At 62.0% G+C, this 2,806-nt stretch carries 3 protein-coding genes; all 3 read left to right on the plus strand.

Features of this window, described 5'->3' with window-relative positions; translation table 11 throughout:
• Positions 1–190, plus strand: a 190-nt coding sequence (locus EOA33_RS39930; RefSeq protein WP_210212633.1) for a hypothetical protein, incomplete at its 5' end; no start/stop codon positions are given.
• Positions 187–555 (plus strand): hypothetical protein, encoded by a 369-nt coding sequence (locus EOA33_RS39395; protein ID WP_190234421.1) that lies wholly within the window; start codon positions 187–189, stop codon positions 553–555. The genes EOA33_RS39930 and EOA33_RS39395, both read left to right, overlap by 4 nt.
• Positions 556–577: 22 nt before the next feature.
• A partial coding sequence (locus EOA33_RS30950; protein WP_145989375.1) for a bifunctional diguanylate cyclase/phosphodiesterase occupies positions 578–2,806 on the plus strand: 2,229 nt, incomplete at its 3' end.

Consider the following 2,806-nt stretch of genomic DNA (forward strand, 5'->3'; position numbering starts at 1 on the left):
GCGCCGGCGCTGGTTTCGGGAGGAGAAGGAGCGGCTGTTCGCGGCGACGTTTGAGGCTGTGGCCAGGCACGGGGTACGTCGAGACGGCATTGCGTCGAGATTTCACGATCACAGCGGGAACCGCGCTCGGCTCGGGAAGAAGACGAACTGGGCCTATTGCCGCATAATCGCCTTGGGGGCGCAGAGATGACCGGCTTAAGCAGATTTGAGAAGCGGGTCGTGTTCGGGTTAGCCGCCATAGCTCAGAGCGCATCGTGTTCAATGTTAGTGATGCTGCCGCTATCCTGCTGCATGATCTTCATCGACAGACCGAGAAAACGGAAAGGCAGCGACACGCCTGTCTGCAGGGTATTGCGTAGTGAGGCCCATCCACCACCTGCTCGAAAAGCTTTCGATGCAGCCGCGCTTGAAGCAAGATCTGCGCAGCGATTAACCCTTGCGCTGGATCTCGATCTCTGCCGGCGATTCGTCGACCGCAAGCGCCAGCTCGAAGCGGATTTTCCGCTTAAGCGCTTTATTCAAGTTTTGGCCGTAGATTTCTCCCCAGACGGGTGATCATCCTGCCTGGGGGAAGAGCATGTTGAAAGTCTACACTTGCATTGCGACGCAGCATGATCTGCGTCTGGTTGCGCTGGCGGCCTTCATCTGCGCCCTGGCCTCTTTCACAGCTGTGAACCTCCTCCACCATGTCGGGCGCAGTGAAAGCGAAATGCGACGGGTCTGGCTAGCCGTCGCCGCGATCGCCACCGGCTTCGGCATCTGGGCGACGCATTTCATAGCCATGTTGGCATTCCAGCCCGCTGTGTCGAGCGGCTATAACATCGCCTTGACGATCGTGTCGTTGCTGGCCGCGATCGCGTTGACCGGCACCGGTCTCGCGATCGGCATCTCGCCGCGCATTCCACATGGGCGCTGGATCGGCGGTGCGGTCGTCGGGGGCGGCATCGCGGTGATGCACTACACTGGCATGGCCGCATTCGAGATCGAGGGCCGCGTCGTCTGGGATGTGCCGCTCGTCGCCGCCTCAATCATTCTTGGTGGGCTGTTCGGCGCAACCGCATTGCCGGTTGCCCTTCACTCGAACACGGTCAAGTGGAAGGCGCTGGGCGCGGTCGTGCTGACGGTAGCGATTTGCAGCCACCATTTCACGGCGATGGCCGCCGCCGCAATCATGCCAGACCCGCGCATTGTCATTTCCGCGACGGCGTTGCCGGCGGACTGGATGGCAACTGGCGTAGCCCTCGCTTCAATCGTCATCATCCTTTTGGCCATCATCGGCCTCGCCCTCGATGTGCGTGATCTGCGTCGCGCCGGCGAGGCAGCGCGTATGCAGGAGCTGGCCGACGCGGCCGTGGAGGGGCTGATCGTGTGCAACGAAACCGATATTGTGGCAGCCAATCGCAGTTTCGTCGCGCTTGCCTGCGTGGACGGCACTCAGCCAGCCGGCCGCGCGCTCGCGTCCTTCTTTCCCACGGTTTCGCAAGGCGAGCTCACGGGCACAGCGCAAACGCCGCTGGAGGTGGGACTATGCGCGACGGACGGCAGCACGGTCCCGGTTGAACTGATCCGGCACAGCATGCTCTATGCCGGCAAGCAACACCATGTTCTTGCCGTGCGCGATATCCGCGGGCGCAAGCGGGCGGAGGAGGAGATCCAGTTCCTTGCCCACCACGATCCCTTGACCAAGCTTCCAAACCGCACGAGCTTCAACGAAAAGCTCGAGGCCGAGTTTACCACGCATCGCAGCGCTGAGCGGTGCCTTGCCGTCCTCTTCCTCGATCTCGACCGCTTCAAGGAGATCAACGACCTCTTCGGCCATCTCGTTGGAGACGCCGTGCTGCAGTGTGTGGCCGAGAAGATCAGTGGCGTCCTTAAGCCAGGGCAGATGGTTGCGCGCTTGGGCGGCGACGAGTTCGCTGTGATCGTTCCCGGTCTGCCGAGCGCCGCCTATGCAACGCGCACCGCTGAAGCCATCTTGGACGCATGCAATGACACGGGGGCCAACCTGCCCGCCGGCGTCACCATCGGCACCAGCATCGGCATTGCTGTGTTCCCGAACGATGCACCCGATCGGAAGACGCTTCTGAGCCATGCCGATGCCGCGCTCTATGAGGCCAAAATGCAGGGGCGGGGCGTCTATTGCGTTTTCGAGCCGTCCATGGGTGAGCATCTGCGCGATCGTCGCCAGTTCGAGCACGACGTCCGTCATGCGATTTCGCGCAAGCAACTGCGCCTCGTCTATCAACCGCAGGCGGAACTCCTGTCCAACAAAATATTCGGTTTCGAAGCGCTGCTCCGGTGGGATCATCCGGAACGGGGCGCCGTTCCGCCGGCGGTGTTCATCCCGATCGCGGAGGAGTGTGGCGCGATTCTGAAGATCGGTGAATGGGTGCTGCGGACCGCCTGCGCCGAAGCGGCAAGCTGGCAACAACCGCTAGCAATCAGCGTCAACGTTTCGGCCATGCAACTTCATGGCGGGAATTTGCCCGAGCTGGTCGGGGCAGTGCTGAAAGAGACCGGTCTCGATCCGTCCCGCCTCGAGCTGGAAATTACGGAAACTTGCCTGATCAAGGACATGGGGCGCGCGCTCGCCGCGCTGCGCCGGCTCAAAGGCCTTGGGGTCCAAATCGCAATGGATGATTTCGGCACCGGATACTCGTCGCTGTCGAACCTGCGGGCCTTCCCTTTCGATAAGATCAAAGTCGACCAGTCTCTTGTGCGGGCGGTGGATAGCAGCGATGAGGCGGCTGCCGTCATGCGTGCGGTCTTTGGGCTCGCTCGGGGCCTCAAGCTCCCGGTCCTTGCT

It is taken from the genome of Mesorhizobium sp. M4A.F.Ca.ET.050.02.1.1, from assembly GCF_003997725.1.
Taxonomy (GTDB): Bacteria; Pseudomonadota; Alphaproteobacteria; order Rhizobiales; family Rhizobiaceae; genus Mesorhizobium.

Coding starts and splice junctions, on each gene's coding strand:
- EOA33_RS39395 (WP_190234421.1), top strand. CDS start 187: ATGACCGGCTTAAGCAGATTTGAGAAGCGGGTCGTGTTCGGGTTAGCC.